The organism is Psychrobacter sp. NC44 (genome assembly GCF_904846655.1).
In the GTDB taxonomy this organism is placed as follows: domain Bacteria; phylum Pseudomonadota; class Gammaproteobacteria; order Pseudomonadales; family Moraxellaceae; genus Psychrobacter.
Map to the genome: position 1 here is coordinate 1 of NZ_CAJHBN010000032.1, position 5,059 is coordinate 5,059.

The window sequence follows — 5,059 nt, forward strand, 5'->3', positions numbered from 1 at the left end:
TGATGACGACATCTATCGGGTGTGATGACGACATCTATCGGGTGTGATGACGACATCTATCGGGTGTGATGACGACAAAAATAAATTTGACTTGATTATGGTGTTTGTGTAGTTTGTAATTATCGATTTAATAAAAACCACTAAAGAGGCTCAATTATGAAATCTGATAAGGGCAAAAATATGAGTGATCTAGTGGTCAAGTCGAATCGTTTGAATACAGCTATACAAAATCTGTCGTTAGTTGAGATAAGATTAATACAAATTGCAATTATTGATAGTAGGGAGACACAAACAGGTTTGACGTCAGATAGTCCTTTAGTTATATCTGCTAAACGTTATGCAGAATGTTTTAATGTAGAAATAGACACGGCTTACGATGTGCTTTTAGCCGCAGAATCGACACTTTTCGAACGTCGATTTTCTTTCGTAAATGAAAGAGATAATCAGGTAAAGACACGTTGGGTAAGTCAAGTTGAATACATTAGAGGGGATGGTGCAATTGAAGTAATCTTAACCCCAGCAGTTGTTAAAGAAATAACACGTATAAACGGCATAGAAAATTTCTTTACTAAATATACGTTAGGACAAACAGCTGTTCTCAATAGTGCATATTCGGTACGTTTGTATGAATTAGTCACACAATGGCGTAAAGCTACGAAGACACATCTCTTTGATATTGAGACTTTTAGAGGTCAATTAGGCTTAGGTGTTAATGATTATCAGCGTATGAGTGACTTTAAACGTCGAGTTCTTGATTCAGCTGTTGCTGAGATAAATGAGAAAACAGATTTGAAGATAAGCTACGATCAAGAAAAGAAAAAAAGCAAAATTATAGGATTTAAGTTCAAAGTTTCGGAAAAAGAAAGAACCAAAAGTGTTCTGAAAGCAAGTAATGGAAAAGATTGTAATACAGCAGATATGTTCACAGTCAAAGGATTAAGCGATAAGCAAATTGGAAGAATTGCGCGCAACGCAAAGTTCATGGCAGATTATAATCATTTAGTTAGTTCTACCAGTCCAGCAGGTCAAGACTCAAGCGCGTGGGAGTTTGAAATGACTAATCGTCTTAAAAGAGACGCTTCACAGTTCAAAAAACGCCCTATCAGAGATTACCTAGACTTATAGAATCTTAAAAAATTCTTCAAATATACTGAAAAGCCATCATTGTATTGATGGCTTTTTTATTGCACACGATAAGTAATATATTAGAAAATAAATAAGTAGACTAACCGTTATGGCCCACAACTACTGTGCTTTAAGGGAATAAAAATCAAACGGTCACGATATTTTTACAAAAAATTTATGAACAAAGGCATTTCTGTCTAACCCTTATTCCATCGTTCTTTGCCAAAATTCGGACTGTCTACTACGCTTGCAGCAACATAGGTTTGGTCTAAATTCAATATAGTATTTTGAAAATTTTCCCGCTATATTGTGCCTACTAAAGCGCGCAGTCTATATGTAGTACTCAGTGATGTTGATCATCTGGGTAAGAGTGTGGTTGTAAGCGATAGTAAGAATAGATGTATAGAGCAAGCACATTAGTTACTTTAAAGTTTGGCGACTCGGTAACTAACATGCTCATCTATATATTGGAGTGCAAAAAATCAGACAAAAAAAGACAGCATAGAACCCATTTTTTTCGACAGGTTTATACTGAAAATTTCGTTCTGAGAACACCTAGGTGACCCTTTTTTTGCTTGTTTTTCACCCTTATTCAGCACTAACTGACAGGGGTGTCAACAAGTGAATGATACATCAAAGGGTTGTAATTATCGATCACTTTTTTGAAAATATTATAGCTTTGCTATAGTATTTTCATGGAGAAAATCCTTGAATAATAGTATCAATCCACACCATCAAGCCTTGTCAATACAGGCTACAAGCCCTGACGATGTTATTACAGTACCAAACAGGTTGACTACAACAAAGGTGCGGCGAGTTTATAATATCTGGGAAATGAGGATAGCTCGTTTTTTAATATTTTCATTGTTTTTAGTAGTTCCCAACTGCATTAATATAGACTCCCCGTCCTTTACATACACGAAGAACGAGACAAATATAATTATCAATGTAGTTTCAGAGAAAGACCGATAGTTTTAGCGGCAAATATCACTGCTGTTTCCGATTTAAAAAGCCATCGCCTATCTTGTCGGTGGCTTTTTAAGCGTAAGATGTTCGGAAGTCTTGCCATATTTTTCGTTCTTTTAATTTATTTTGAGTCTTTAGATGCTCCAGCCCAAGTAAATATTACCGTTTCTCTTGGCAATTTAGGCATACAATCATCAATAAAGGTAAGGATAAATAACTCAGGCGTGACGTATTCTACCGTTGCCTTCCCCAGACTACATATCACGTCTTCTCCCTCGATATACATTTGGTTCGGTGCCATCTCAAAAAGATCAAGAGTGATCACTCTTTTATTTGATTCCTCAAAATGGAAATATACAGTGTCATTAAATGCATACCCATCGATTTCCCCTGAGAAACTATGAGGACGGCTATCAGCATCGATAATCAATTCCAAAAAACTATCATTATTACCACGTACCTCTCCTTCATTCGTCCAGAACCCACCTTCATAGAATGCTTTTTTTGCTTCATATTCTAGCTTTTCGTTCTTATCGTTAGTTAAGTGACGTAGTGTGATGAGGGCTGCTATAGCAGCTATTATTGTGCTGACACTAGCTGCTATAGCCAATATATCTATAATATATTCTTTCAAAATACCCTCTTCTGTATTGTTAGATTAAGTTGTTCGATCGGTATTATATCGAGCTGAATGCAGATATGATTTTTATCGTCATTTAGCCTAAAGTGTACTTTTAGAGAGCACAAAAAAAAGGATGTAACAGGGGTGGTTACCCATTATCGCCAAAGTTAAAGGCCAATTTAGAGCTTTACGATTCACATCGACCATTCTAGAGTGGAAAAGTAACCGAGGCTGCGTATATCGTCTTTTTTGGCTCTAAAAACGTACACTTTACCTCTAAAAACGCATACTTTGGCTCTAAAAATGTACATTTTGGCTCAAATTTGAGCGTTTTTATGCGTTTTTAGAGCCAAAATCCACATAGCATCTAACCCTCTGTAAGAGCGCAGTTTCGATAAATGACATGAATAGCCTACTTCGTGCTATTCTGTCATTTATCTAACCGCGTTGGGGAAACCCCAAGCCCCAAAAAAACCAAAGGCTGAAAAGGTGCAGAAATGGCTATCTACAGGCTAGAAAGGAAATCCATTAGTCGTGTGAAAGGGGACAATTTATTCGCTGCTATTGCGTACCGAGCAGGGCTGGAACTGACAGATCCCAATCCATTAAATCCCGAAGCGACCACTTACGATTACAGCAAAAAAGCGGATGTGGCGTATACCGAAATCATGTTGCCTGATGAATTAGCGGTGCAGATGAACGATGAAGGGATAACGCTCACTTTACCAGAGATTGCTAATCTGGTCGAAACGGGCGAAACCACTTTGCGCGGCAAAATGAAGATGGGGGCGAAGCTCGCGAACGAATACGTGCTTGCGGGTTCACATGAATTGAGCTTAGAAGAAAATATAAAAGATTTTCAAGAATTTGCTAAGCAGCAAGCCGAGGAGCAAGGTGTTATCGCCATGGTTTTTGTGCATGACCCCAAGCAAGGCGATGATATATATGAAATGGGTGGTAGTGATCCTACCAGAAAGGATGAGCGCAATATTCACGCTCATATCGTTCTGTTAAGCCGTCAGGTTGAGCTTAAAAGCGGAAAGCTGTCATTAGGCAAAAAATGCGATAGTGATGCATCTAATGATGAACGTGTAAGACCGGTAGTACCACAGGAATTAGTGGGGGAAATTGATCCCGTGACAGGCAAACGGATTCAACAAGGGCGTGGCTTATGTAGCAATAGCGAGTGGTTGAAAGGTGTCCGCGAGTCATGGGCGAATATACAAAATAAGAGTTTGGCGCATCATAATTTAGCTCTTGTGACTCATAAATCTTATGAAGAATTAGGCATCGACTTCAAACCAGGACATCACAGGGGCAAAATCGGTAAGAACTCATACCTAGGAGAAAAGAATGAGTCAAACTATAACGGCAACAGAAAGCAATCTAAGTATGCAGCAGATTGCCAAGCTGATATCTCAGAACAAAGAATTAGTGACAGTAAACAAAGAATTAACAGTCACGAACAGCGAGCAATTGAAATTGATAGAATCATTGCAAGCAGAGCTGGAGCGACAGATCCCTTCGCTGACGCAATCCGAAGAAGCCGTGCTGCAAGAGAATCAGCAGCTACTAGCTATGATCGAGAAGCAGAAGAATTTTATAGAGCAGCAGACGAAACAAATAGAAAACTTCAAAAATACTCTGGACTCGGTAATAAATGGGTTAAACAAAGAGAACACGTCGTTACTAGATACGCTAGAGAAACTGAGCTATTGAACCAACGGTTACTTAATAAGATTGCCAAGCGAAAAGACAGTAAAAATCGTATCAGGTGGGAATCTTACGAGAGTGAAGATGATCCAATGTACTCGCATAAATTTGATAAGCGACAACAGGAGCTATTGGAGACTTTTGCTACTGAGCACAATCTTGATCGACTTTCTCATGAAGATCATTACGACTTTAATCAGCGTCACATAGGTTTAGCCAATAACTTAAGTTTTTTTAGAGATCATGCGGATATTTTAGCAATAGTACGTAATGCTGAGAAAGAGAGAGAAGAGTATAACGCTAAAATGCTCTCAGAGAGCCGTCAGGACGTTTCAAATGTAGATACTAAGAATGGTATCAACGATCAGTCTAACAACTCAGGTAGGGGCAAAAATGAGCTTCTAGTGGGTAAGAACATACTTAGCCCAAGGTTTTGAATTTTTATCTTTTGTTTTTTTAATTGTTTATTAATAAGAAAAAAGGCTTTTAATGCTTTTAATGCTTTTAAAAGCTTTTAAGCTAGTTGTATCCCTTACCTATCAATGGTTACAAGCTAGTGATGACGACATCTATCGGGTGTGATGACGACATCTATCGGGTGTGATGACGACATCTATCGGGTGTGATGACGAC

At 38.3% G+C, this 5,059-nt stretch carries 3 protein-coding genes; 2 read left to right on the top strand and 1 reads right to left on the bottom strand.

From position 1 onward, the window contains the following. The first annotated feature begins 156 nt into the window (after positions 1-156). Positions 157-1,125: a replication initiation protein RepM gene (gene repM / locus JMX95_RS13515; RefSeq protein ID WP_201561074.1), complete on the top strand. Its 969-nt coding sequence runs from the start codon at positions 157-159 to the stop codon at positions 1,123-1,125. A 1,087-nt stretch (positions 1,126-2,212) separates the two neighbouring features. On the opposite strand, the gene JMX95_RS13520 is transcribed toward repM, so the two are convergent. Further along, positions 2,213-2,725 carry a hypothetical protein gene (locus JMX95_RS13520; RefSeq protein WP_201561075.1) on the bottom strand — a complete coding sequence of 171 codons (513 nt, stop codon included), beginning with the start codon at positions 2,723-2,725 and terminating at the stop codon, positions 2,213-2,215. A 524-nt stretch (positions 2,726-3,249) separates the two neighbouring features. On the opposite strand from JMX95_RS13520, the gene JMX95_RS13525 reads away from it, so the two are divergent. Continuing rightward, positions 3,250-4,863 carry a MobA/MobL family protein gene (locus tag JMX95_RS13525; RefSeq protein ID WP_201561076.1) on the top strand — a complete coding sequence of 538 codons (1,614 nt, stop codon included), beginning with the start codon at positions 3,250-3,252 and terminating at the stop codon, positions 4,861-4,863. Positions 4,864-5,059 lie beyond the last annotated feature (196 nt).